The sequence below is a fragment of the Bacteroides faecis MAJ27 genome, assembly GCF_900106755.1.
Lineage (GTDB): Bacteria > Bacteroidota > Bacteroidia > Bacteroidales > Bacteroidaceae > Bacteroides > Bacteroides faecis.
Genome location: NZ_FNNN01000005.1, coordinates 111,571 through 137,273, shown reverse-complemented (window position 1 = coordinate 137,273; position 25,703 = coordinate 111,571). Strand labels below are relative to the sequence as shown.

24 protein-coding genes are annotated in these 25,703 nt (G+C 40.2%); 20 read left to right on the top strand and 4 right to left on the bottom strand.

What is annotated here, in order from left to right; genetic code table 11:
- The first annotated feature begins 237 nt into the window (after positions 1-237).
- Complete coding sequence (locus BLW31_RS06195; protein WP_010538430.1) at positions 238-1,854, top strand: PAS domain-containing sensor histidine kinase; 1,617 nt, start codon at positions 238-240, stop codon at positions 1,852-1,854.
- Between the two features lie 118 nt (positions 1,855-1,972).
- On the opposite strand, the gene BLW31_RS06190 is transcribed toward BLW31_RS06195, so the two are convergent.
- On the bottom strand, positions 1,973-3,118 hold the full coding sequence (locus BLW31_RS06190) for an iron-containing alcohol dehydrogenase (protein WP_010538431.1): 1,146 nt from the start codon (positions 3,116-3,118) through the stop codon (positions 1,973-1,975).
- Positions 3,119-3,196: 78 nt separating this feature from the next.
- Positions 3,197-3,337 carry a hypothetical protein gene (locus tag BLW31_RS24380; protein WP_022301897.1) on the bottom strand — a complete coding sequence of 47 codons (141 nt, stop codon included), beginning with the start codon at positions 3,335-3,337 and terminating at the stop codon, positions 3,197-3,199.
- Between the two features lie 369 nt (positions 3,338-3,706).
- Here BLW31_RS24380 and trpB point away from each other — a divergent pair, with 369 nt between their 5' ends.
- The 13 genes from trpB (at position 3,707) to BLW31_RS06120 (ending at position 17,478) form a co-directional block, all read left to right on the top strand.
- The gene (trpB, locus tag BLW31_RS06180; protein WP_010538432.1) at positions 3,707-4,891 is read left to right on the top strand and encodes a tryptophan synthase subunit beta; all 1,185 of its coding nucleotides are present in this window, start codon (positions 3,707-3,709) and stop codon (positions 4,889-4,891) included.
- Positions 4,892-4,934: 43 nt separating this feature from the next.
- Entirely contained in the window at positions 4,935-6,341 is a 1,407-nt protein-coding gene (locus tag BLW31_RS06175; RefSeq protein WP_029425599.1) for an anthranilate synthase component I family protein, read from the top strand.
- A 69-nt stretch (positions 6,342-6,410) separates the two neighbouring features.
- Entirely contained in the window at positions 6,411-6,977 is a 567-nt protein-coding gene (locus tag BLW31_RS06170; protein ID WP_010538434.1) for an anthranilate synthase component II, read from the top strand.
- A gap of 4 nt (positions 6,978-6,981) precedes the next feature.
- Positions 6,982-7,980 (top strand): anthranilate phosphoribosyltransferase, encoded by a 999-nt coding sequence (gene trpD / locus BLW31_RS06165; RefSeq protein ID WP_010538435.1) that lies wholly within the window; start codon positions 6,982-6,984, stop codon positions 7,978-7,980.
- A gap of 27 nt (positions 7,981-8,007) precedes the next feature.
- Positions 8,008-8,799, top strand: a complete 792-nt coding sequence (gene trpC / locus BLW31_RS06160) for an indole-3-glycerol phosphate synthase TrpC (protein ID WP_010538436.1) — start codon at positions 8,008-8,010, stop codon at positions 8,797-8,799.
- Between the two features lie 21 nt (positions 8,800-8,820).
- Positions 8,821-9,444 carry a phosphoribosylanthranilate isomerase gene (locus tag BLW31_RS06155; protein ID WP_010538437.1) on the top strand — a complete coding sequence of 208 codons (624 nt, stop codon included), beginning with the start codon at positions 8,821-8,823 and terminating at the stop codon, positions 9,442-9,444.
- A 19-nt stretch (positions 9,445-9,463) separates the two neighbouring features.
- On the top strand, positions 9,464-10,234 hold the full coding sequence (trpA, locus tag BLW31_RS06150) for a tryptophan synthase subunit alpha (protein ID WP_010538438.1): 771 nt from the start codon (positions 9,464-9,466) through the stop codon (positions 10,232-10,234).
- Positions 10,235-10,499: 265 nt separating this feature from the next.
- Positions 10,500-11,540 carry an asparaginase gene (locus tag BLW31_RS06145; RefSeq protein ID WP_010538439.1) on the top strand — a complete coding sequence of 347 codons (1,041 nt, stop codon included), beginning with the start codon at positions 10,500-10,502 and terminating at the stop codon, positions 11,538-11,540.
- Positions 11,541-11,752: 212 nt separating this feature from the next.
- Positions 11,753-14,167 carry an LruC domain-containing protein gene (locus BLW31_RS06140; protein ID WP_010538440.1) on the top strand — a complete coding sequence of 805 codons (2,415 nt, stop codon included), beginning with the start codon at positions 11,753-11,755 and terminating at the stop codon, positions 14,165-14,167.
- A gap of 240 nt (positions 14,168-14,407) precedes the next feature.
- Positions 14,408-14,773 (top strand): response regulator, encoded by a 366-nt coding sequence (locus BLW31_RS06135; RefSeq protein ID WP_008763087.1) that lies wholly within the window; start codon positions 14,408-14,410, stop codon positions 14,771-14,773.
- 12 nt (positions 14,774-14,785) lie between these two features.
- Entirely contained in the window at positions 14,786-15,946 is a 1,161-nt protein-coding gene (locus BLW31_RS06130; protein WP_010538441.1) for a sugar transferase, read from the top strand.
- A gap of 189 nt (positions 15,947-16,135) precedes the next feature.
- The gene (locus BLW31_RS06125) at positions 16,136-16,873 is read left to right on the top strand and encodes a glycosyltransferase family 2 protein (protein ID WP_371441465.1); all 738 of its coding nucleotides are present in this window, start codon (positions 16,136-16,138) and stop codon (positions 16,871-16,873) included.
- Positions 16,855-17,478 (top strand): acyltransferase, encoded by a 624-nt coding sequence (locus BLW31_RS06120; RefSeq protein ID WP_010538443.1) that lies wholly within the window; start codon positions 16,855-16,857, stop codon positions 17,476-17,478. Before BLW31_RS06125 ends, BLW31_RS06120 begins: the two co-directional genes overlap by 19 nt.
- A 599-nt stretch (positions 17,479-18,077) precedes the next feature.
- Here the strand turns inward: BLW31_RS06120 and BLW31_RS06115 are convergent.
- Complete coding sequence (locus tag BLW31_RS06115; RefSeq protein ID WP_010538444.1) at positions 18,078-18,689, bottom strand: response regulator transcription factor; 612 nt, start codon at positions 18,687-18,689, stop codon at positions 18,078-18,080.
- Positions 18,679-19,383, bottom strand: coding sequence for a hemerythrin domain-containing protein (locus BLW31_RS06110; protein ID WP_010538445.1), 705 nt, complete (start codon positions 19,381-19,383; stop codon positions 18,679-18,681). Before BLW31_RS06110 ends, BLW31_RS06115 begins: the two co-directional genes overlap by 11 nt.
- Before the next feature lie 202 nt (positions 19,384-19,585).
- Here BLW31_RS06110 and BLW31_RS06105 point away from each other — a divergent pair, with 202 nt between their 5' ends.
- From BLW31_RS06105 to BLW31_RS06070, 6 genes are all read left to right on the top strand, one after another.
- Complete coding sequence (locus BLW31_RS06105) at positions 19,586-20,761, top strand: phosphoribosylaminoimidazolecarboxamide formyltransferase (protein ID WP_010538446.1); 1,176 nt, start codon at positions 19,586-19,588, stop codon at positions 20,759-20,761.
- Positions 20,762-20,911: 150 nt separating this feature from the next.
- Positions 20,912-21,418, top strand: a complete 507-nt coding sequence (gene fldA, locus BLW31_RS06100) for a flavodoxin FldA (RefSeq protein ID WP_010538447.1) — start codon at positions 20,912-20,914, stop codon at positions 21,416-21,418.
- 33 nt (positions 21,419-21,451) lie between these two features.
- Positions 21,452-21,814: a DUF2023 family protein gene (locus BLW31_RS06095; RefSeq protein WP_010538448.1), complete on the top strand. Its 363-nt coding sequence runs from the start codon at positions 21,452-21,454 to the stop codon at positions 21,812-21,814.
- Positions 21,815-21,965: 151 nt separating this feature from the next.
- The gene (locus BLW31_RS06090) at positions 21,966-22,991 is read left to right on the top strand and encodes a TQO small subunit DoxD (protein WP_010538449.1); all 1,026 of its coding nucleotides are present in this window, start codon (positions 21,966-21,968) and stop codon (positions 22,989-22,991) included.
- A gap of 952 nt (positions 22,992-23,943) precedes the next feature.
- Positions 23,944-24,405: a radical SAM-associated putative lipoprotein gene (locus BLW31_RS06075; protein WP_010538451.1), complete on the top strand. Its 462-nt coding sequence runs from the start codon at positions 23,944-23,946 to the stop codon at positions 24,403-24,405.
- Entirely contained in the window at positions 24,402-25,493 is a 1,092-nt protein-coding gene (locus BLW31_RS06070; RefSeq protein ID WP_010538452.1) for a TIGR04133 family radical SAM/SPASM protein, read from the top strand. Before BLW31_RS06075 ends, BLW31_RS06070 begins: the two co-directional genes overlap by 4 nt.
- Positions 25,494-25,703 lie beyond the last annotated feature (210 nt).

Below are 25,703 nucleotides of genomic sequence, written 5' to 3'. Positions count from 1 at the left end.
TTAGTTCACAGGACATCATTTAATATTTTAATACATTCTTACTTTTTACAAAAAGACGTTCAATCAAAATATTTTAAAACCAAACCGGAAATTAAGTGCACCAAAATTCCACAAACCGGACATGCACAGCCCTCCCGACAGACTTTACAAGATTAAACAACAATATATTTTAGAATTTCCCTTTAAGTATTACAGAAAATGCATATATTTACCACAGATTTAGTACAAACATAAATTATGGCAAACAATATCCTATCCATTATTTGGAATACAGACCAGCATTGGAGCTATTATTATTTACTAATAGGCATTTTACTCCTGATTATCTGCTTTTTATTATACAGATTGAAACAACTGAAAAAGAATACAGGAAAAGAAAAGAATTACTACCATTCTTTATTCGATATACTTGATAATCTCCCTTTCCCTATTATGGTAAAAGATATCCAGGACAGCTTTCGATATTACTACTGGAACAAAGAATCCGAACTGCAATCCGGTATCAAGCGGGAAGGAGCAGTGGGATATACTGATTATGAAATCTATGGAGAAGAACGGGGCAGAAGATATCGTGAAGTGGATGAGTCTCTTGTACAGGCAGGAAAGATATATCGGGCAGAAGAAAGTTACAGTACAGCAGACGGAGTAGCACATGATACAATCGCTGTAAAATCAATCATCAAATGGAAAGAAAAGAAAAAATGGCTGTTAGTAGTCCGATGGGATATCACCCGGTTGAAAACCTACGAACGGGAATTGATTGCAGCCAAAGAAGAGTTGGAAAAAGCACTAAACAAACAGAAGTTAGCACTGAAGAGCGTGAATTTCGGACTCATCTATATCGATAAAAACTACCTGGTACAATGGGAAGAGACAACGCAAATTACTAATATGGTGAAAGGAAGGCGTTATATACCGGGACAAATCTGTTATAAAACGAGTGCACTGCGCGATACTCCATGCGGGCAATGTGCCTTTCAGAAAGCGATTGAACAAGGAAAAATCATACGTCACACCATCCGGATTGATCAGGTAGACTTTGAGGTAACAGCTACTCCGGTATACGATCATGAAGGAACAGAAATTATCGGCGGCCTGCTGCGTTTCGAGGATATCACCGAAAAACTGAAAATGGACAAAATGCTTCAGGAAGCCAAAGAACGGGCGGAAGAATCAAATCGCCTGAAATCAGCCTTTCTTGCCAATATGAGTCACGAGATACGTACTCCGTTGAATGCGATTATTGGATTTTCTGACATGATCTGTCAAATGGGTGAAGAGGAAGAGAAACAGGAATACATGAAGATAGTATCCAGTAATAATGAGCTGTTGCTGCAATTGATAGATGACATTCTCGACCTGTCCAAAATCGAAGCCGGCACCATGGAATTTACCTTTGCTCCTACTGATATCAATGAGTTAATGGAAGGTATCTGCAGACAAATGCAAGAGAAAAATACTTCTCCCGATGTAGCAATCACTTTTACGGAGAAAGCAACAGAGTGTATTTTTCATACAGACCGCGTACGTCTTTCACAAGTTATCATCAACTTCACAAACAATGCAATGAAATTCACTTCAGAAGGTTCTATCCAAATGGGATACAGGATTGATGAAACAAAAGATGAAATTTACTTCTATGTAAAAGATACAGGCATTGGAATACCGGCAGATAAAATAGACGAAGTATTTGAACGTTTTGTTAAGTTAAACACATTTGCAAAGGGTACAGGACTTGGGTTAGCTATCTGTCGTGTAATTGTAGAACGGTTAGAAGGTACCATCGGAGCAAATTCCAGGGAAGGAGAAGGTTCATGCTTCTGGTTCAGACTTCCGATGCATCAAAAAGTATAAAGTCTGATACTGCTTATAAGTAAAAAACTGTCCGAAAAGTACGTTTACCTCTATCAAAGTGATAGTAAACAGACCCTTTTCGGACAGCTTTGTTCGTTTATATTAAAAGAAGAAGTGATCAGAGAGCAGTTTCCAATATTTTACGGGCAACAGCACCTGTCACATTCTCATTTTCTCCATACTTTGCACCACGTTCATTAAAACGACGCTCAATTTCCAGAATGGTCTCTTCACCAATATTTTCTTCGTGCAAACGAGTAGTCAATCCTAATGAACGGAAAAATTCTTCAGTACGACGAATCGTTTCCTCAATGCGTTCTTCTTTCGTTCCGGAAGTGATCTTCCATACTCTTTCACCGTACTGCAATAACTTGTCCGCTTTTGCTTCCCGGAGCACACGCAAAGTTGCGGGGAGAACAATCACCAGCGTATGGCCATGCGTCAGCCCATGCAATGCAGTGATTTCATGACCAATCATGTGAGTTGCCCAGTCTTGAGATACCCCCATTGCTATAAATCCGTTCAATGCCATAGTGGCCGAAAGCATAAAATCCGCCATCAGTTGATAATCATGCTGGTTCTCACGAATCTTCGGAGCTATTTCCACCAGAGTTTGCAGAATTCCCTCCGCCCAACGGTCCATCACACGACTCTGTCCGGCGGCAGTCATATATTGTTCCATTACATGAACGAATGTATCTGCCAATCCGCAGGCTACCTGATGGGGAGGCAAAGTAAAGGTTACTTCCGGATCGAGGATAGAAAACAAAGGGAAGTTGGAATAGAAAGGATATTTCTCTTTGGTTTCGTGACGGGAGATAACAGCTCCGTTATTCATTTCCGAACCTGTAGCAGGGAGTGTCAGTACGGTAGAAAGAGGAACGGTTTTGGTTACCGGGCGTCCGGCAAGTACCAGGTCCCAGGCATCACCGTCGTACAGCAAACCTGCGGAAATCAGCTTCGTACCATCAATAACCGAACCGCCACCCACAGCTAATAAATAATCTATTTTCTGCTCCTTACCTAAAGCTATCGCTTTTCGAAGCGTTTCAATGGCAGGATTGGGCTCAATACCCCAGAACTCTACTGTAAAATGATGTTTAAGTGCTTCTTTCACCTGATCATACACACCATTCTTTTTCACGCTGCCTCCACCAAAGGTAATCATGATACGTTTGTCGGATGGTATCTCTTTACTCAGTCGGGCAATCATTCCATGCCCCATAATCAGCTTTACGGGATTCTGAAAGATAAAATTTTCCATATCTGTCTATTGTTGTTATTTTGGTTATTAGTTACTAACCTTGCAAATATACACCAATTATCTGAAACCTCCCGGAGATCAGACAATGAATTGCTGTGCTACCGAAGGGACCATAGCAGACAACCACGGTTTCATGTCTTCAGCTACCAATAACCAATACAACAATAGTATAATAAAAATAGCAATAGCTATACCTACTAAAACTTTTCTCTGTTTCATAATTGTTTTTGTTTAAATATTCAATATTTATAAGAACAGATTTGACTGAGAATTGTTCTATATCAGAAAAATGAGGGAGAAAAAGAAAAAAAGTCAGATTTTGTTTGTTGTTTCAAACAAAGTGTCTATATTTGCCCCCGTTAAATAACAATTAAATAACGAAAGACAATGAGAACAATGTTAGTAAATACATATTGGTGGTGGCGCCCGTTACAACTCCGACAGTCGTAAGGGAGCAGCGCTCGTATGTATATACCTCATTAAAAATATAACAGATTTGAAAGAGCCCTGTCGCAACCTGCGACAGGGCTCTTTTTATTTACCCGTTTTGAAAATCGAATAAATAAAACAATAAATACAAATAGGATTATGAAAAGTTTTTTAGTTGACCAGGATGGCTATTACGGAGAGTTCGGCGGTGCTTATGTACCGGAAATTCTCCACAAATGTGTAGAAGAATTAAAGAACAGGTATCTTGAAGTACTCGAAAGTGAGGAATTTAAAAGAGAATTTGACCAGTTATTGCGTGACTACGTAGGACGTCCTTCCCCACTCTATCTGGCACGCCGGCTTTCAGAGAAGTATGGTTGCAAAATGTATCTGAAACGGGAAGATCTGAATCATACGGGTGCTCATAAGATCAATAACACCATCGGGCAGATTCTGCTGGCACGACGCATGGGTAAGAAACGTATCATCGCCGAAACCGGAGCGGGACAACACGGTGTGGCTACAGCTACCGTATGTGCACTGATGGATATGGAATGTATCGTCTACATGGGTAAAACGGATGTTGAACGCCAACACATCAATGTAGAAAAAATGAAGATGCTGGGAGCTACGGTAATCCCTGTCACTTCCGGAAATATGACGCTGAAAGATGCGACTAACGAAGCGATCCGCGACTGGTGCTGTCATCCTGCCGACACTTATTATATCATCGGTTCTACAGTAGGTCCTCACCCTTATCCTGACATGGTGGCGCGACTGCAATCTGTAATCAGCGAAGAAATCAAAAAACAACTTTTGGAAAAAGAAGGTCGTGATTACCCTGATTATCTGATAGCTTGTGTAGGTGGAGGAAGTAATGCCGCCGGAACTATTTATCATTATATCAACGACGAACGGGTAGGCATCATTCTGGCAGAAGCAGGCGGGAAAGGAATAGAGACCGGAATGACCGCCGCTACGATCCAACTTGGTAAAATGGGAATCATTCACGGAGCACGTACTTACGTTATCCAAAACGAGGACGGACAGATTGAAGAGCCTTACTCTATATCTGCTGGGCTGGATTATCCGGGAATCGGTCCGATACACGCTAATCTTGCCGCTCAAAGACGTGCTACCGTATTGGCGGTCAATGATGACGAAGCAATAGACGCCGCTTATGAACTGACCCAACTTGAAGGAATCATTCCCGCACTGGAATCTGCCCATGCAATCGGTGCACTGAAAAAACTGAAGTTCAAACCGGAAGATGTGGTTGTACTGACCGTATCGGGACGAGGCGACAAGGACATTGAAACTTATTTGTCTTTCAATGAAAAGTGATTATCAACATCTAATTTGTAGTTTGGATTTAGAATTTATAAAAATGAAAACATTCAGTTATACAGCCCATAGCAAACAGGTACTCGGAGATATGCATACTCCGGTCAGTATCTATCTGAAAGTACGTGATATGTATCCGCAATCCGCATTGATGGAAAGCTCCGACTACCATGCTGGAGAAAATTCCCTGTCATTCATCGCTCTATGCCCACTGGCAAGTATAGGTGTCAATAGTGGAATTGTCACGACGAGTTATCCCGACAATAGCCGGAAGGAAGAACCGTTAACCAAATCATTCACCGTAGAAAAAGCGATGAATCAATTCATCAGCCAGTTTCTGGTGACCGGAGAGAACAAAAATGTTTGCGGACTTTACGGATATACCACGTTCAACGCGGTAAAATATTTCGAGCATATTCCGGTAAAAGAAAGTCATGATGAACAGAATGATGCTCCGGATTTGCTATACATATTATATAAGTATATCATTGTTTTCAATCACTTCAAGAATGAATTGACTCTGGTAGAGATGCTGGGTGAAGGAGAAGAAAGCGGTTTGCCGGAACTGGAAGCTGCTATCGAGAACAGGAATTATGCTTCTTACAATTTCTCGGTGACAGGTCCTGTCACCAGTCCGATCTCCGATGAAGAACATAAAGCGAATGTTCGCAAGGGAATTGCACATTGTATGCGTGGGGATGTTTTTCAAATTGTTCTTTCCAGAAGATTCGTCCAACCGTACGCCGGAGATGATTTCAAAGTTTATCGTGCTCTTCGAAGTATCAACCCTTCTCCTTATCTTTTCTATTTCGACTTCGGAGGATATCGTATTTTCGGTTCTTCACCGGAGACACATTGTAAAATTGAAGACGGACGTGCCTATATCGACCCGATCGCCGGAACAACCCGCCGTACCGGAGATACGGTAAAAGACCGCGAACTGACTGAAGCACTCCTTGCAGATCCAAAAGAAAATGCAGAGCACGTGATGCTGGTTGATCTGGCAAGAAATGACCTTTCGCGTAACTGTCACGATGTACGGGTATTGTTTTATAAGGAGCCACAGTATTACAGCCATGTAATTCACTTGGTCAGCCGTGTAAGCGGCCAGTTGAATGAAGGAGCGGATAAGATTAAAACTTTCATCGATACTTTCCCTGCGGGGACATTGAGCGGTGCACCTAAAGTACGTGCCATGCAGTTGATTAGCGAAATTGAACCTCACAATCGAGGTGCTTATGGTGGTTGTATCGGTTTTATCGGACTAAACGGAGAACTAAATCAAGCGATTACCATTCGTACTTTTGTCAGTCGGAATAATGAATTATGGTTTCAAGCCGGAGGAGGCATCGTAGCACGTAGCCAGGATGAATACGAGTTGCAAGAGGTGAACAATAAATTAGGAGCTCTGAAAAAAGCAATCGATTTGGCTGTCAATTTAAAAAACTAATCGTTCAAAGTAGCCCGTCTGAAAAAGTCAGAATAACCATTTGAACAACAATTTTACAATGAAAACAAAATGAAAATATTACTTTTAGATAACTACGATTCTTTCACCTACAACTTGTTGCATGTAGTGAAAGAACTGAGAGCTACAGACATCGAAGTAGCCCGCAACGACCAGATAGACCTTGATGAAGTGGAACGATTTGACAAAATTATTCTCTCGCCGGGTCCGGGGATACCTGAAGAAGCAGGATTGTTATTGCCCGTCATCAAAAGATATGCACCGACAAAGAGTATCTTAGGCGTTTGTCTGGGGCATCAGGCTATCGGCGAGGCTTTTGGCGCACATCTGGAAAACCTGAAAGAAGTATATCATGGTGTACAGACACCGATCAGTATCCTACAGAAAGAGGTACTTTTTGAAGGATTAGGCAAAGAGATACCTGTCGGGCGCTATCATTCCTGGGTAGTCAGCCGGGAAGGTTTTCCAGAATGCCTGGAGATAACAGCAGAAAGCCGGGAAGGACAAATTATGGCACTATGCCATAAGACCTACAATGTACATGGAATCCAGTTCCATCCCGAGTCCGTACTGACGCCACAAGGAAAAGAAATTATCAAAAACTTCTTAAACGAATAAACTTATGAAACAGATTCTATACAAACTTTTCGAGCACCAATATCTGGGACGCGATGAAGCCCGTACTATCTTGCAAAACATCGCACAAGGAAAATACAATGATGTACAGGTGGCATCACTGATCACTGTCTTTCTGATGCGTAATATCTCTGTAGAGGAGTTATGCGGATTTCGTGATGCATTATTGGAAATGCGGGTTCCGGTTGACTTGAGCGAGTTCTCTCCGATAGATATTGTCGGCACGGGAGGTGATGGGAAAAATACGTTCAATATTTCGACAGCCGCCTGCTTTACAGTAGCCGGAGCAGGTATTCCGGTGGTGAAACATGGCAATTATGGAGCAACTTCAGTCAGTGGCGCCAGCAATGTAATGGAACAGCATGGTGTCAAATTCACAAGTGATGTAGACCAGATGCGTCGCAGCATGGAACTATGTAATATCGCCTATCTGCATGCTCCATTGTTTAATCCGGCACTGAAAGCAGTTGCCCCGATTCGTAAAGGACTGGCAGTACGTACCTTCTTTAATATGCTCGGTCCGTTGGTTAACCCGGTATTACCGGCTTATCAGCTCTTAGGTGTATATAATCTTCCGCTTTTGCGCCTTTATACCTATACTTATCAGGAAAGTAAGACTAAATTTGCAGTTGTCCATAGTCTGGACGGATATGATGAAATTTCTCTGACAAACGAGTTCAAGGTAGCAACCTGTGGGAATGAGAAGATCTACACTCCGGAAAGTCTCGGATTTTCCCGTTATCAAGATGCTGATCTGGATGGCGGGCAAACACCGGAAGACGCCGCCAAAATCTTTGATAACATCATGAATAATACGGCTACGGAAGCACAAAAGAACGTAGTTGTTATTAATGCAGCTTTCGCTATTCAGGTAGTTCATCCGGAAAAAACGATTGAAGAGTGCATCACCCTCGCTAAGGAATCTCTGGAAAGTGGCCGGGCATTGACTACATTAAAGAAATTCATTGAATTGAATAATAAATAATAGGTGATAAGTAATAATTCAAAATAAATGAAAGATATATTATCCGAAATTATAGCTAACAAGCGATTTGAAGTTGATTTGCAGAAGCAAGCTATTTCCATCGAGCAATTGCAGGAAGGTATCCATGAAATTCCGGCTTCCCACTCCATGAAAAAAGCCTTAGCTTCTTCCGATTCCGGTATCATTGCCGAATTTAAGCGTCGTTCGCCATCTAAAGGGTGGATCAAGCAGGAGGCACGTCCCGAAGAAATTGTTCCATCCTATGTCACTGCAGGTGCTTCTGCCCTCTCTATTCTCACTGATGAAAAATTCTTTGGAGGAAGCCTGAAAGACATCCGCACTGCACGTCCTTTAGTCGACATACCTATTATAAGGAAAGATTTCATCATTGATGAATATCAGCTATATCAAGCTAAAATAGTCGGCGCAGATGCTGTACTCCTTATTGCCGCCGCATTGGAACAAGGGAAATGTCAAGAACTGGCGGAACAGGCACATGAACTGGGACTGGAAGTATTACTGGAAATACATAGCACGGAAGAATTGCCTTATATTAATAGCCAAATAGACATGGTAGGAATTAATAATCGCAATCTGGGTACTTTCTACACAGATGTAGAGAACTCTTTCCGGCTGGCAGGACAACTTCCACTAAATACAGTATTGGTATCGGAAAGTGGCATTTCCGATCCGGAAGTGGTAAAACGTCTTCGGACAGCGGGATTCCGGGGATTCCTTATCGGAGAAACATTTATGAAAACTCCACAACCGGGAGAAACTTTGCAGAATTTCTTAAAAGCCATCCAACAAATTTATTAACCATCAAAAACGGACAGACCTATGATCAACGGAAAAATCATCAAAGTATGCGGTATGCGTGAAGCCCAGAATATACGGGACGTGGAATCACTACAGAAAGTGGATATGATGGGATTTATTTTCTATCCCAAATCTCCCCGTTATCTCTACGAACTTCCTGCCTACTTGCCTACTCATGCCCGCCGTGTCGGAGTTTTTGTGAATGAAGACAAAAAAGTAATCACGATGTACGCCGATCGTTTCGGACTGGAATATATCCAGCTTCACGGCAAAGAATCACCGGAATACTGCCAGTCATTGCGCGCCTCCGGTCTGAAAATCATCAAAGCTTTTTCCGTAGCCCGTCCGAAAGATTTGAATCATGTAAGCGAGTATGAAAAAGCTTGCAATCTCTTCCTGTTTGATACGAAATGTGAGCAGTATGGTGGCTCAGGAAATCAATTCGACTGGAATATCCTGCATACCTACAACGGACAAGTTCCATTCTTATTGAGCGGCGGCATCAATTGTCACAGTGCCAACGCATTGAAAGAATTCAATCATCCCCGACTGGCAGGTTACGACCTGAACAGCCGCTTCGAACGGAAAGCAGGAGAAAAAGACCCGGAACGCATTCGGATGTTTCTAAATGAACTAAAATCATAAATTTAAATTTTCAATAGTCATGAACAGAATTAATCAACTCTTCAATAGCAACAAGAAAGACATTCTTTCTATTTATTTTTGTGCAGGTGATCCTACATTAGATGGAACAGCCAACGTTATCCGTACGCTCGAAAAACATGGAGTCAGTATGATCGAAGTCGGTATTCCATTCAGTGACCCTATGGCAGACGGTATTGTTATCCAAAATGCGGCTACTCAGGCTTTACGTAATGGAATGTCATTAAAGATCCTTTTCGAACAATTACGCAACATTCGTCAGGATGTAAACATTCCATTGGTATTTATGGGGTATTTAAACCCGATCATGCAGTTCGGATTTGAAAACTTCTGCCATCAATGTGTAGAATGTGGAATAGATGGTGTTATCATCCCCGATTTGCCCTTTAGGGATTATCAAGACCACTACCGCATCATTGCCGAGCGTTATGGAATCAAAGTAATCATGCTCATTACCCCGGAAACCAGTGAAGAGCGGGTAAGGGAGATTGATGCACATACAGATGGATTCATCTATATGGTTTCATCTGCAGCAACTACGGGCGCACAACAAGACTTCAACGAACAGAAGCGTGCCTATTTTAAGAAGATTGAAGATATGAATTTGCGCAACCCGTTAATGGTAGGGTTCGGCATCTCTAACAAAGCAACTTTCCAAGCGGCTTGCGAACATGCTTCCGGAGCTATTATAGGCAGCCGCTTTGTCACTCTGCTTGAAGAAGAAAAAGATCCGGAAAAAGCCATTCTAAAACTGAAAGAAGCACTCAGATAGCCATAGGAAACAGCTTAACAGCAAGTAGCTAAAATAATCGGATAACATCATTTTGCTTTGCATTACGATTTTACCCGATTATCTTAGTTACCTTACTACTTTTTATGACTCACCTCATTTTTTCTTTTAATCCATCGCAGCTTTTCGCATAAATATTCATATTTATAACATTTCACAGCAAACTACGAACAAATTCATCTTTTACTATTCATAATTCACAATTAATCTATATCTTTGTCAGCGTTTTAACAGAAATTTATCAATTATGAGTATAGAGACCCCTTCCGTTTTGTTAATTTACACAGGTGGAACTATCGGAATGATAGAAAATTCGGAGACAGGTGCCTTAGAAAACTTTAATTTCGACCACTTGCTCAAACACGTGCCTGAACTGAAAAGATTCAACTATCGCATTTCTTCCTATCAATTCGATCCCCCTCTCGACTCTTCTGATATGGAACCTGCTTATTGGGCGAAACTTGTAAAAATAATCAACTATAATTACGACTACTTCGACGGCTTTGTAATTCTACATGGAACAGATACAATGGCCTATACAGCTTCTGCACTGAGTTTCATGCTCGAAAATCTGAATAAACCTGTTATTCTTACCGGTTCTCAGTTGCCTATCGGAACACTGCGTACAGACGGAAAAGAAAATCTGATTACAGCAATCGAAATTGCCGCTGCCAAGAATCCGGACGGTACGGCTATTGTCCCCGAAGTATGCATTTTCTTCGAAAACCATCTGATGCGCGGCAATCGTACTACAAAAATTAATGCCGAGAACTTTAATGCCTTCCGGTCTTTCAATTATCCGCCATTGGCACGTGTGGGCATTCACATTAAATACGAACCTAATCTTATTCGCAAACCCGACCCTGACAAACCGTTAAAGCCACATTATCTATTTGATACGAATGTAGTCATACTAACTCTCTTTCCCGGCATTCAGGAGGAAATCATTCATTCACTTCTCCATGTTCCAGGATTAAAAGCTGTTGTTATGAAAACTTTCGGATCAGGAAATGCACCACAAAAAGAATGGTTCATCCGGGAATTAAAAGAGGCTACTGATCGTGGAATTATTATTGTAAACATCACGCAATGCGCTTCCGGAGCAGTAGAAATGGGGCGTTATGAAACAGGAATGCATCTGTTAGAAGCAGGCGTCATCAGCGGATATGACAGCACTCCAGAATGTGCTGTAACCAAACTAATGTTTTTGCTAGGACACGGACTGCCTAATAAAGAGATACGATACAAAATGAACTCTTGTTTAATAGGAGAAATAACCAAACCTTAGAGAAATAACCATCATAGTAATCCCCTGATTGTTACTATCTAATGTTTCGACAAAAGAAAAACAAGACAAACATCTTTTCACTTTTCGAAAAAAGTGAACCAAAACGGAAATATAGTTGTTTTCCACACAATAAATATCAAAAAATACATCTTTAATTCAAAATATACAACTATCTTTGCAACAAACAAAAGAACAATCAAACAATAGACATTATGATGAAAAAAACAATTCTGCTTACGCCGGTTATTGCGATAGCAATAGTAAGTATGTTATTCAGTTGTGTAGATTCTGAAAAGGATTTATATGATCCGTCTTATCAGACATCCAATCCAATGGGGGATGGTTTTGCTGCACCGGATGGATTTAATTGGGCAACAACCTCCAATGTAAAAGTCAATGTAGAAGTTAATGCTCAGACTGATGATGAATTTTATTATGTAGTTGAGATATATGATACAAATCCTATTATTTCGCCAAATGCACACCTTCTAGATAAAGGTGTAGCCAAAGGAAATGAACCATATACATCAGAAATTTCAATCGAAAGTACAATCAAAACTATTTTTGTAAAAGAAATCACTCCAACGGGACTTGCTACTATCAGAACAGCAGAGATTACAGATGGAATTGCCAACTGCAATTTCAAAACAACTACACCTTCTGTGCGGAGTCTTGCTGCTACGACTCGCGGTTTTACCACAATAACAGACCCCAATCCCGATGATACGTCTTTATTTCCTTTAGAATGTCCTAGTAACATTGAAAATTTTAACGCTGAAAAATGCGTAGAAGGCAACAGCTATAAAGTTACTTCTTCCACGAAGAGAATCAGTTTATGGATAAAAAATATAAAATTATATATAACTGAAGATATTGAACTATCTGAGCAGATTTATCTTACTGAAGGCTCTTGTTTATATATTCTCCCTGGGAAAAAAGTTTCCATGCCTCAGGCCCAAAATAACGGACAAGCCAATTGCATGATTACGATTGGTACTGGAGCAACTTTGACAGTAACTAAAACAATACAATTAGACAATAATTATAAACTTTACAATTTAGGAACAATTACTGCCGAAAAATTAATCTGCACCAACTCTTCTACCTTCTTCAATGCTGGTACTGCCAACATTGAAGACAGATTAAGTGGAGAAAATGGTCAAAGCACGATATCCAATTCTGGAAACTTAAAAGCGGAGGAAATATATGCTCAAGGAAATAGTCACATAATTAACACGGGTACTATAGAAGCAGAGGAAACAGTAATCAACAGTACCGGAGCTTCTTGGGTTAATGAAGGATCATGGACCACAGAAGATATGAAAATATCTGCATGGAATGACTATTGTTATAATAAATGTAAACTGATAGTAACTGATGAATTTGAAATGACAGAAGGTCATTTAATAGTTGATGGTGGCGGCTTTGTCCAATGCAAAGAGCTATACATGAACAATGCAAAAATAGAATTAGGAGCTAAAGCACTGTTTGAAATTACAGAAAAAGCTAAATACGGATACCAAGACAAAGACAAAGGATTTAAAGGGACAGGAGCTGAAAAAGCACTCCTGATCATTAAGAAAGCTGTCGCTAAAACATTAAGCCCAAATCTTATCCATTATTCAGGTAACCTCCAGATAGTTTGTTCTGATCATGTAATTGAAAAGATAGATGACTGGAATATATGTTGGACAATGACAGGTGGAGCAGAATGGGGAGAAGAAGGTAAAAACACTGTTTCAATACCTGAGTCCGAATGTAGTAACGGATATAATGGAGGGACTCCTACTCCACCTGTAAATCCGGAATTCCCCATTGAAGTGGAAGATAATCAGAATTACACCTACCTTTTTGAAGATCAATGGCCATTATATGGAGATTATGACATGAATGACATCGTCTTGACCATTCAGAAAAGGCAAATATTCACTAATAAAAAAAATAAGGTAACAAAGTTCGAATTGAGTATTGACCTATCCGCAGCCGGAGCAACAAAAAGCATCGGAGCAGCTATCATGCTGGACAATGTGCCTGCCACAGCAATTACCCAATCAGTAGAATTCAACGACAAGACTCTTGTCAGAAACTTCAATCTGAATAATAACAATATTGAAAATGGTCAGGATTATGCTGTAATACCTTTGTTTGATGACGCCCATAAAGTATTGGGAAGAGATCGATATGAACAGATTAATACGTTTTCAGATTACGCTGGTAATACCAAACCTAAAAATATCAGTTTCTCTATTGTATTCAATAATCCGACAATATCAGCAGAGGCTTTCAATATCAATAAACTGAATGTCTTTATTATTGTGGATGGCAATAGAAACCAACGAAAGGAAATACATGTTGCAGGATATCAACCAACAAAGCTGGCAAATACAGATCTGTTTGGCGGAAACAACGACAACAGTCATTCGGGCAGTAAGAAATACTACATAAGTAAAGAGAATCTAGCATGGGGCATTATGGTTCCTTCTAATTTCAAATGGCCTTTAGAGTATGTAAATATCAAGACTGCCTATTCACAATTCGGTGACTGGGTTACGAGCGGTGGCACAGAAAATGAAAAATGGTGGAATGATTTTGATGTAAATAAAGTATTCCAAACAAATAAAAACTAACCTCCCTTATCAGCACGGGTTTCATAAAAATCATGAAATCCGTGTTTTTTCCTCACTAAACGCATCTGATATGTCCTATTAATAAATAAAAATAATAGTTTCTATGAATTTTACTTCTGCTAATTGAAAGTTTATTCTAAAATTATATATATATTTGCACGAAGTGAAACAAATACAAGAGATTCAATTTAATCTATATAAATCAAGTAACAAAGCAGGCAATAGAAAGGTTCTATTTGTATGAAAAAAAAAATACTATTAGTTGATGATAAAGCGACTATTGGAAAAGTTGCAAGTATATATTTAGGTAAAGATTACGATGTTATGTACTTGGAAAATCCTATTAAAGCAATAGATTGGCTTAATGAAGGTAATGTACCCGATCTCATTATTTCCGATATCCGTATGCCGTTAATGAGAGGAGATGAATTCCTCAGATATATGAAAGCCAATGAGTTATTCAAGTCAATTCCTATCGTTATGCTATCCAGCGAAGAAAGTACTACGGAAAGAATTAAATTACTGGAAGAAGGAGCAGAGGACTATATCCTGAAGCCATTCAATCCTTTGGAACTAAAAATCCGAATCAAAAAGATTATCGACTAATACAGCCTTTAAATGCAATATTTTGTTTACATAGGTAGACACAACAAAACGATAGAACTGTTTTCGAAGTTAAGTACCGGAGTATTCTATGCAGCACCAAACTGCCATAAAGCAACTAAAGTGTTAGACAAGATACGAGAAAAATACGATGCAGCTTTATTTATTGAGCAGATCGAACTATCAAAAGATATCGCGGATATCCGTTCTCTGCGCAAAAGATATCCGGGACTTTATATGGTACTGGTTATAGATAGCATCACTAAGGAAGAAGCTACAGAATACCTGAAAGCGGGGGTTAACAACACTATTAAGTACGAAACCAACAGTCAAGTACTAAAAGATTTATCAACTTTCCTCACACGTAGAAAAGAGCAAAAAATAGAGGCTCTACAACTCAAAACACAAAATCTGAATGCTTTTTGTCTGCCCACATGGAAAAGAATCTTTGATATAATCTTTTCCGGAATAGCATTACTTTTTCTCTCTCCTCTTTTAATAGCCACAGCTATAGCTATTCGCATGGAGAGTAAAGGACCGATTATCTACAAATCCAAACGTGTAGGAAGCAACTACCTGATATTCGATTTTCTCAAATTTCGTTCGATGTATACCGACGCCGATAAACATCTGAAGGATTTTAATGCTCTCAACCAGTATCAGCAGGAAGAACAGGAAGAAGATGATATCTGGGGAGAAGAATCCGGCATATCTGAAGAAGCAGATGAAGAAGAAATCCTCCTGATATCCGATGATTTCGTTATTTCGGAAGAAGACTATATTCACAAAAAATCGAAAGAGAAGAGCAACGCTTTTGTAAAATTGGAAAATGACCCAAGAATAACAAAGGTAGGGCGTTTCATACGTAAATACAGCATTGATGAACTACCACAGCTTATCAATATCCTCAAAGGAGATATGTCTATAGTAGGTAATCGCCCTCTCCCACTTTACGAAGCAGAGTTACTGACCAGCGATGAACATATCGACCGGTTCATGGGACCCGCCGGACTTACCGGACTATGGCAGGTTGAAAAAAGAGGTGAAGCAGGCAAACTCTCTGCGGAAGAACGCAAGCAACTGGATATCCAATATGCAAAAACATTCTCCTTCGGACTGGACATAAAAATCATTCTGAAAACAGTTACTGCATTTGTTCAAAAAGAGAACGTATAACTCATTCACTACAGAATGGATAACTTTATCTACATAACAGATGATTTTTTATTTTTTTGTATAGGACTTTTGCTCCTATATCTTTTCATATTGGTTGTTGCTTCACATTTCAAACGAACAAATTACCCTAAAGCTCAAAAACAATATCATTGCGCTATATTGGTTCCAGCCGGAAGTCTTCTTCCTTCAATGTATCAAGAAGCATATGAGTTCATCACATACAAAGACTTGCTGGAAGCAATTCATTCATTGGATAAAGAACGATATAAGTTAGTTATTCTTCTTTCTGACAAGAGCAGTTCTTTATCATCCCATTTTCTAGAAAAGATTTATAATGCCTACGATGCCGGAATACAAGCCATACAACTACATACAGTTGTCAATGAACATAAAGGAATTCGAAAACATTTTCATGTCCTATCCGAAGAAATAAACAATAGTCTCTTCAGATCAGGAAATACTCAGATCGGCTTTTCTTCAAACCTCTTCGGAACCAATATGGCTTTTGACCTGGAATGGCTACAAAAGAATCAAAAAACTGCCAGAACAAATCTCGAACGAAAGTTATTCAAACAGAATATATATATTGAATACCTACCTGACGTAATTGTATACTGTGATTCAGCTCCTGTTTATCCTTATCGCAGACGCATACGAAAGACTCTCTCTTATCTATTGCCATCTCTATTAGAGGGAAACTGGAATTTCTGTAACCGCATAGCCCAACAACTGATCCCTTCTCCGATAAAATTGTGTACCTTTGTCAGCATCTGGACTTTATTGATAACAGGATACAGCTGGACTTCGTCGCTCAAATGGTGGATACTGCTCTTAGGATCGGCAATAACATACAGCCTGGCAATACCGGATTATTTAGTAGAAGATAAAAAAAAGCAAAAACATTCAATATGGAGAAAAAGACACTAAAACAGCGAATCAAACAGAATCCAGCATTAAAAAAAGCTGTACACCGTTTTATTATGCATCCTGTAAAAACACGTCCCAACTGGTGGATACGACTCTTCTATTTTGTATATCTGAAACGTGGAAAAGGTTCCGTTATTTATCGCAGTGTCCGCAAAGACCTTCCTCCTTTCAATCAGTTCTCGTTAGGATGTTATTCAGTAGTAGAGGATTTCTGCTGCCTTAATAATGCGGTGGGAGACTTATTTATTGGAGATTATACCCGTATCGGACTGGGAAATACCCTAATCGGTCCGGTTCGCATAGGAAACCATGTGAATCTTGCCCAGAATATAACAGTCACAGGACTTAATCACAATTATCAAGATGCGGAGAAATTAATCGATGAACAGGGAGTAAGTACCCAACCCGTTACTATTGAAGATGATGTGTGGATAGGAGCAAATTCTGTCATACTACCGGGAGTAATTCTAGGAAAACACAGTGTAGTAGCTGCCGGAAGCGTTGTCAGCCGCTCCATCCCGGCATACTCTATCTGTGCCGGATGCCCTGCAAAAGTGATCAAATCCTATGATTTCGCAACCAAAGAGTGGAAAAAAGTAAAATGATACCTACCTCTAATTATTAATAGTGAGAACAACTACGCAATATACCTCATAAAGGGGATTGTGACAGATACTGAAACACACTATCTTTGCAGTATCAGAATTGAATTAATTAGTCATAATTTTATTACGTAGCCACATTTAAGTAAAAAATGAAATAGAGTCCCGCCGAAGCGATTTCGTCGGGATTTTGTTTTTATATCGATTCTTTAGGATCAATCCGAAACCCCGGTTGTTTTCAGTTTGTTTCTTTTCCGGTGCCCCGCATCTATAAACAAAAAAACGAGTCAATTCCTAAAAGGGAACCACTCGCCACAGCATCAGAAAAGCCAGGAAGGCTTTTCTTTTATTACCTCAATTCCTGAAAACCAATCTTCTTTTTACCTTTTAAACTTCTTACCTATTGCTATCCTTTTTACCTTTTACCAAAAAATGTCCTATTGAACACTAAAAAATTTAATACCTTTATTATTTAAATCTAATACCTTAATAATCTTTTCTTTTACCTTTTAAACTAATAGCAATTTCTCAACTGCTCTGCAAAGGTACGAAAAGTTTCCGTGTTCGCAAACGGTTTCAGATTTTATAACATAATTTGAAGGTTATAAATCCTTCACATCATTAAGTGTAACAAGCTTATTTACAATGGCATAAATAGTCAATCCAGCCGCACTATGTATCTGTAGCTTTTTGCTGATATTTCTACGGTGAGTAATAACAGTATGGATAGATAAAAACAGATTTTCCGCAATCTCCTTATTTGTCATGCCTTTCACCACACAAATCACGATCTCTTTCTCTCGTTGACTAAGCGCTTCCTGACTGTCAACCTCCTCTTCTTCCGAAACCAGATTCAGCAGTCCATGAATCTTTTTAGAAAGAATATCCAAGTCATCGAAGATGGAAATAGACTCATCGTATTTACTCAGCAAAGCGGCATCTACGAAAGAAGTAACCAAGGCAATCAAACGTATTTTCTTGCCAGCAGTTTCTTCCCGGAACCGATTCACATCAAAGTAATCACCAAAAGCAGGATTTACAATCAACATTTCCGGGTACTGCGTACGCAGACAATCATTCAGTGCTTCAACCGATAGTAATTCTATAGGCTGCACCTTCACATTAGGAAGGCGCTTCAAGGCAGCGGTCAGCCCTCCTCGAATAATTACTGAGGTTTCGGCAATCGCTATTCGAACGGCTTCGTTATTTTTCATTTTCCCTAATCCTCCTTTCCAGCTTCAGAATGGCAGGAACAAAAATATAATCTTCAACTTTACAATGAGATTCCAAACCGGCCTCACAAGCATATATATCGAAAAGAGCCGCGTTCAACAGATTCTCATTGGTTTTGGCTGGACAATATTTAATGATGATATTCTTCAGCTCTGTCAGCTTCTCTCCCACTTGGTCATGATGTTTGGAGAATGTGCTGATCTGATAATTTCTGGGAGCATTGCCATTTATCAGCGCATCCACATACTTAAATACCGTTTTCTCTTCGTAGTCCATATGCTTACGCACTTCCCGTGTATATTCATCGAAGAATTTGAGGATCAGAAAAGCGACATCATCCTGTGAGCAGTCAATTGCTTCAATCAATTTACGACGAATCGCAGGGAGAGAAAAGTCCAGGAAATAAATATGGGCTTGCCGCAGATAATCAATCAGTGCAGGAATAGAAATATCCTCACTGCTTCCATCCATTCGGGAGAAACCTTCAGACATAAAATTGACTACAATCAGGAAAGTCCGGCAATCTACTCCATTGAGCTCACAGACTTCTTTCACTGTCTTGTCACCAAATCCCAACGAAAGACCGAAACGGCTCATCACTTGTAACAAGGAATAGTTATCACTGATGAGATCGATCATCTTATCAGTTGGTTTGTATTTTTGCAAATTATCCATTTACACCTATTTATATTAGCGACTGCAAAGAAACGGAATATTTCGAGGATATGCAATCACCACAAATAGGTATTTTCGCTGTTTACAGTTTTCCAAATACTAATTACATGTTACTAATTTATAACAGGAGTGTAGGCTGGCTATTCTTTTTTTAGTAATTTTGTCGCTATCAATCTGTAATCAGTAATTCATAATTAAAAATATGGCAAACGAACTCGAACTGAAATACGGCTGCAACCCGAATCAAAAGCCTGCCCGTATCTTCATGAAAGAAGGCGAACTACCTATTGAGGTATTAAACGGACGCCCCGGTTATATCAATCTGTTGGATGCATTCAACAGTTGGCAACTAGTAAAAGAACTGAAAGAAGCTACCGGCCTTCCGGCGGCTGCATCATTCAAACACGTCAGCCCGGCAGGGGCTGCTGTTGCCGTAGAAATGAGCGACACGCTGAAGAAAATCTATTTTGTAGATGATGTAAAACTATCGCCACTGGCTACTGCCTATGCACGTGCACGTGGTGCCGACCGTATGTCTTCTTACGGAGACTTTATCGCACTGTCCGACACTTGTGACGAAGAAACAGCACGCATCATCAATCGTGAAGTATCTGATGGTGTAATTGCACCTGATTATACTCCCGAAGCCCTGGAAATTCTAAAAAACAAAAGAAAAGGAACTTACAATGTCATCAAAATAGATCCGGCTTACCGTCCGGCCCCTATTGAGCATAAAGATGTTTTTGGAGTTACTTTTGAGCAAGGCAGAAACGAACTGAAAATAGACGAGAGTCTTTTGAAAGAAATGCCTACGCAAAACAAAGAAATTCCGGCTGAAGCAAAGCGTGACCTGATTATTGCACTAATCACCTTAAAATATACACAATCCAATTCCGTATGCTATGCAAAAGACGGACAAGCGATTGGTATCGGTGCCGGACAACAGTCACGTATCCACTGTACACGCCTTGCCGGAAACAAAGCTGATATCTGGTATCTCCGCCAACACCCGAAAGTGATGAATCTGCCCTGGATTGAAAAGATCCGCCGCGCAGACCGTGACAATACGATTGACGTTTATATCTCAGAAGATCACGACGATGTATTAGCAGAAGGTATCTGGCAGCAATTCTTCACAGAAAAGCCGGAAGTGCTGACCCGTGAAGAGAAACGTGCGTGGCTGGATACAATGACAGGAGTGGCTTTAGGCTCTGACGCATTCTTCCCTTTCGGAGACAATATCGAACGCGCGCATAAAAGCGGTGTAAGCTATATCGCACAGCCGGGTGGTTCTGTACGCGATGACCATGTTATCAGTACTTGCGACAAGTATAATATGGCGATGGCATTCACAGGTATTCGCCTGTTCCACCATTAAAAAGGATTGGTCTCAACTAATTTACAGTTCCATATTCTATTTTATCCCCATTTATAATGAGAATGAAGCAATTATTCCATTATAAATGGGGATTTTCTATGTCTCCGATACCCTCTATCTTTGCACCATCACATTAAAATAGAATCAAAGATGAATAAAATTGGAGTATTTTATGGTTCCACAACCGGAACAACAGAAGACCTCGCCCGTCGGATTGCAGAAAAACTAGAAGTTCCTTCCACACATATTTATGATGTATCCAAACTCACTGAAGCTTTGGTTAATGAATATGATGTATTGGTATTAGGTAGCTCCACATGGGGAGCCGGAGAATTACAGGACGACTGGTATGACGGAGTTAAAGTTTTAAAGAAATGCGACCTGTCTCACAAACATGTAGCCTTGTTTGGTTGCGGTGATTCCGATTCTTACAGTGATACTTTCTGTGATGCCATCGGAATTCTTTATGAAGAGTTGAAAGGCACTCATTGCAAGTTTTGTGGAGCAGTAGACACTGCCGGTTATACATTCGATTCTTCTACCGCTGTCGTGAACGGTAAATTCGTGGGTCTCCCACTCGACGAAGTCAATGAAGACGGTCAGACCGATGAACGTATCAGCACATGGGCTGAACAAATAAAGCAAGAAATCAGCTAATCTTTATCTCCATATTAAATAACAGTTTGCATTATGGCTACCGAAAGAATCATTCCCGGAGAAATCCGGATTTTCCTCAACCACATTTATGAGTTCAAGAAAGGCGTACGCAATATGGTACTCTATACGATGAGCAGAGAGCACGAAGAATTTGCTATCCGCCGGCTGAAGAATCAGAAGATCAGTTATATGATACAAGAAGTAGGTACTAACAAGATTAACCTGTTTTTTGGCAAGCCTGAATGCATGGAAGCCATGCGGCACATCATCATTCGTCCCTTAAACCAACTGACAGCTGAGGAAGATTTCATTCTGGGAGCCATGCTGGGATATGACCTTTGCCAACAATGCAAGCGGTATTGTAATAAAAAAGAAGGCATAAAGATAGCCGTTTAAAAAATAACTTTTGCATTGTTAGCTTTGTTTTGTATGTAGTTTGTCTCGAGTAGAATCGTTTCATAAAAACAGGTTTCCTTTAGAACATTTTCCATTGGAAACTTGTTTAATAAGAAACGATTCTCTCAACAACAAACTAACAACAAGCAGTATGGTGACACAGCAACAAGAACAAACCAAAGCCTACGTACTTGCAGGTATTTTCACTCTTTCACTACGATTGATAGTCGGCTGGACTTACTTCTCAGCTTTCTGGCGCAGACTTGTCCTCGAAAACAAGCTCATTCCGGACAGCAGCGGATACATCGGAGAAAAATTCAATCATTTCCTTCCCAACTCTATTGGTATCAAACCCATTATTGAATACCTGGTCAGCACCCCCGATTTACTTTGGTGGGCAATGCTTATTTTCACTTTAGTAGAAGGCGTTGTCGGGCTCCTTTATATGCTTGGTTTCTTCACCAGGTTAATGAGCATCGGTGTATTCAGCCTGGCATTCGGTATTCTCCTAGGCTCCGGCTGGCTAGGTACTACCTGTCTTGACGAATGGCAAATCGGCATTTTGGGAGTAGCCGCAGGGTTTACCATTTTCCTGTCCGGAGGCGGAAAGTATTCATTAGATCATTTGTTCCAATCCAAACTGTCCAAAAAGAAATGGCTTGTATGGCTCACCTCCGGTGAACTCCCGCTACCTATTAAGCAATTCAGTAAAGTGGCGATAACCGGAGCGATACTACTTTTCATTCTTACTCTATATACCAATCAGGAATTTCACAATGGTGTGTGGGGACCGCTACATAATAAATCAGTCAAACCAAAACTGGAGATATCCAATGCAGATATCCACAATGATGCCCTCAACTTTAAAGTATACCGTATAGAAGGTGCGGATGTATACGGATCATTCCTTATAGGTATTACTTTAAAAGATTCCAGAGGAAAGACCATACTTCAAAAAGATGGAGAAGAACTTTCCCGATTCCCTCTTACCGGAATTAAAAATGACTATATAGCCAAGGTAACTCCGGGCAAGCACAGCCTAATCATTCCGTTAGGGAGTAAAGCAACCCTTACAATAAAAGACAGCAGTCTACAGAATTTGCCCAAAGGCAGGTATGAACTTACTTTGACAGACATAAGCGGGATAACCTGGAAGCAAGATATTACTGTCGATTAAGTAAAATCAGCAGCATCTGAAAACAAACAGAAGGTGGATATCAGTAAACTATAGATTGCCACAAGAATAGAATTCCCTCTGTTTCGCAAGCCAATGTTCCTCCACATTTTCTCCACTATAACATTCCTACGACATCGATTATCTATTTCAGTGTGAATTTTCCACCAGGTGAGATGCATAGCCATGCTAAGACTCACTCTAAAAGCTAAAATACAAAGTGTCATTTTTGACACTTTGTATTTTAGCTTCCCCATAGCTTCCATATTTCCAGTCTATCATCATACCCGATATTTTTATTCGATTCTAAGCGATTAGCGATTTATCAGTATCACTCCTTTATGATATAAAACTCGTCACTCTGCACACTCATTCTTTCTATTTCCACTCTCAATGCGAACTAATTCACAAGACATCTTCCCTTCTGCACTATCTGATTCAACGGGCATAACGAATGATATAGAAAAAAGGAAGCTCTAAAACAGTACGTTTTTACTCATTTTCACGATACTGACGCTATCTTACAAGTATAGTTACGCTATTTACCAAGCATAGTGACGCTATCCGCCAAGCATAGTTACTCTATTTGTTCCTTATACTTACTCTATATTTCGTCTGACCTCGCTCTTCACCCCAACTTCCTCCCTACCTGAAGTACTCTGAGAGCCGGGCATAAAATAGAAAGCTTAGTTCTTGAAAAATGCAGCCTCCTATCTGAAGCTTTTTATGATAATCAGGAGAAAGAGAAACGCCATTTTTGAAATCAAAATGCAACCATATAGCAGAATATGCAAACCAATCGACTTTTTCATCTCTCCTATTAAGCAGATCGTTGCCCTTCAGTTTCTTTTTTATATCAATTTATCTTATTCACAAAATAAAAACAGACAAAATCAATATAATGAGCCAAAAGAATACTTATCTTTGTCCCATCAAGAACTAAACACTTAAAGATATGAAAAACAAATATCTACTAAGCCTTCTGGCAGCTCTCGGATTCTCCGGATGCAGCAATAACAACGTTTGGGATGAGCCTTGTTATTACGGTCCCGGTCCCGACTGGACTCCCGATGTCAAACTAACCACTCAGGTACAAAATGAAGATGAGGACACCATCAATGGAATCCGCGTAATAGCCAGCTACAAAAATCAAAATGATTCATTAATTACAGATACTGCCTACACAGAATCACGCGAGATAGACAACTACACGGTAAGCGGCATAGCAACCAGTACACTAAAATTCAAAGAGTACCCTCCCAAAAACAGTGAAATATACCTTGAGTATACCGATGTAGACGGTGAGAAGAATGGTGTATACCAGCAAAAAACAATAAAAATGCAGGAGCTCGGACAAGACAGAAAAGTCACCTTAATAAAAGAAGAAAAAAAAGAAGAAGAGGAAACTAAAGAATGAAACGTATCATTCCCTTATCTCCGCGTCGATGGCTGGCTTTAGAGATATTCCGCCGGATGAAACGCGAAAGAATAGAAGAACATCCCCTCAGACAACTATTTTGGGAATGTACATTACGCTGCAACGTACGTTGCCGCCATTGTGGTAGCGACTGCAAATCTTCTCCTTCTACTCCGGATATGCCTTTGGAAGATTTCCTGAAAGTACTGGACAGCATAGCCACACACACCGATCCGCATAACGTATTTGTAATCATCTCAGGCGGTGAACCGACCGTACGTGAAGATCTTGAAACTTGTGCCAAAGAAATATCCCGACGAGGTTATCCGTGGGGAATGGTATGCAACGGACTTTACCTCACACGCCAACGGCTACACAACTTAATCCGCAACGGTATGAGCAGCATATCCATCAGCCTTGACGGACTGGAAGATGTACACAACTGGATGCGCCGCCATCCCGAAAGTTTCGACCGTGCAGTGAATGCCATACGCGAAATTACAGCCATTCCTGAACTGACATTCGATGTCATTACCTGTGTCACCCGCCGTAGCCTGCCACAATTGTCGGCCATGAAAGAGCTACTTATCAGTCTCGGAGTCAAACGATGGAGAGTATCTACCATCTTTCCGGTAGGACGAGCCGCCGAAGAACCGGAATTTCGCATGAACGGAGAAGAATTAAAACAAGTACTCGACTTCATCCGCGACACCCGAAAAGAAGGAATAATCCGAGCCAGTTATGCCTGCGAAGGTTTCCTGGGAAATTACGAAGGTGAAGTACGGAACACACCTTTCTTTTGTAGCGCCGGAGTTTCAGTAGGTTCCGTCTTGATTGACGGTTCCATCAGCGCTTGTAGCAGTATCCGCTCCAACTATCACCAGGGCAATATCTATCAAGACGACTTCTGGGAAGTATGGCAAACGAGATTCCAACCTTACCGTGACCGTTCATGGATGAAAAAGGACGAATGTGCCCGGTGTAAATACTTCCGCTATTGCCAGGGCAACGGTATGCATTTGAGAGATAATGAAGGAAAACTGTTGGTATGCCATCTGAACAGATTGACGGAAGATTCTGCCAAATGACAGAGACAAAACAGTTTATAATATAAATGTCCGGTTTACCGTTATAATCGTTATATTGGCAGATAACCACACGATATAAACCCACCATATATAGTTACTAACTCCCCCAAGAATACCCATTTCAGGTGATTGCATGAAATCGTAAAAGCCTCTATCTTTGCAGTATCAGAATTGAATTAATTAGTCATAATTAAAAATTACGTAGCCACA

Coding starts and splice junctions, on each gene's coding strand:
- BLW31_RS06145 (WP_010538439.1), top strand. CDS start 10,500: ATGAGTATAGAGACCCCTTCCGTTTTGTTAATTTACACAGGTGGAACT.
- BLW31_RS06170 (WP_010538434.1), top strand. CDS start 6,411: ATGAAAATATTACTTTTAGATAACTACGATTCTTTCACCTACAACTTG.
- trpA (WP_010538438.1), top strand. CDS start 9,464: ATGAACAGAATTAATCAACTCTTCAATAGCAACAAGAAAGACATTCTT.
- BLW31_RS06175 (WP_029425599.1), top strand. CDS start 4,935: ATGAAAACATTCAGTTATACAGCCCATAGCAAACAGGTACTCGGAGAT.
- BLW31_RS06135 (WP_008763087.1), top strand. CDS start 14,408: ATGAAAAAAAAAATACTATTAGTTGATGATAAAGCGACTATTGGAAAA.
- BLW31_RS06115 (WP_010538444.1), bottom strand. CDS start 18,689: ATGAAAAATAACGAAGCCGTTCGAATAGCGATTGCCGAAACCTCAGTA.
- BLW31_RS06075 (WP_010538451.1), top strand. CDS start 23,944: ATGAAAAACAAATATCTACTAAGCCTTCTGGCAGCTCTCGGATTCTCC.
- BLW31_RS06140 (WP_010538440.1), top strand. CDS start 11,753: ATGATGAAAAAAACAATTCTGCTTACGCCGGTTATTGCGATAGCAATA.
- fldA (WP_010538447.1), top strand. CDS start 20,912: ATGAATAAAATTGGAGTATTTTATGGTTCCACAACCGGAACAACAGAA.
- BLW31_RS06095 (WP_010538448.1), top strand. CDS start 21,452: ATGGCTACCGAAAGAATCATTCCCGGAGAAATCCGGATTTTCCTCAAC.
- BLW31_RS06110 (WP_010538445.1), bottom strand. CDS start 19,383: ATGGATAATTTGCAAAAATACAAACCAACTGATAAGATGATCGATCTC.
- trpD (WP_010538435.1), top strand. CDS start 6,982: ATGAAACAGATTCTATACAAACTTTTCGAGCACCAATATCTGGGACGC.
- BLW31_RS06155 (WP_010538437.1), top strand. CDS start 8,821: ATGATCAACGGAAAAATCATCAAAGTATGCGGTATGCGTGAAGCCCAG.
- BLW31_RS06090 (WP_010538449.1), top strand. CDS start 21,966: ATGGTGACACAGCAACAAGAACAAACCAAAGCCTACGTACTTGCAGGT.
- BLW31_RS06130 (WP_010538441.1), top strand. CDS start 14,786: ATGCAATATTTTGTTTACATAGGTAGACACAACAAAACGATAGAACTG.
- BLW31_RS06070 (WP_010538452.1), top strand. CDS start 24,402: ATGAAACGTATCATTCCCTTATCTCCGCGTCGATGGCTGGCTTTAGAG.
- BLW31_RS06190 (WP_010538431.1), bottom strand. CDS start 3,118: ATGGAAAATTTTATCTTTCAGAATCCCGTAAAGCTGATTATGGGGCAT.
- BLW31_RS06105 (WP_010538446.1), top strand. CDS start 19,586: ATGGCAAACGAACTCGAACTGAAATACGGCTGCAACCCGAATCAAAAG.
- BLW31_RS06125 (WP_371441465.1), top strand. CDS start 16,136: ATGTATCAAGAAGCATATGAGTTCATCACATACAAAGACTTGCTGGAA.
- BLW31_RS06195 (WP_010538430.1), top strand. CDS start 238: ATGGCAAACAATATCCTATCCATTATTTGGAATACAGACCAGCATTGG.
- trpC (WP_010538436.1), top strand. CDS start 8,008: ATGAAAGATATATTATCCGAAATTATAGCTAACAAGCGATTTGAAGTT.
- trpB (WP_010538432.1), top strand. CDS start 3,707: ATGAAAAGTTTTTTAGTTGACCAGGATGGCTATTACGGAGAGTTCGGC.
- BLW31_RS24380 (WP_022301897.1), bottom strand. CDS start 3,337: ATGAAACAGAGAAAAGTTTTAGTAGGTATAGCTATTGCTATTTTTATT.
- BLW31_RS06120 (WP_010538443.1), top strand. CDS start 16,855: ATGGAGAAAAAGACACTAAAACAGCGAATCAAACAGAATCCAGCATTA.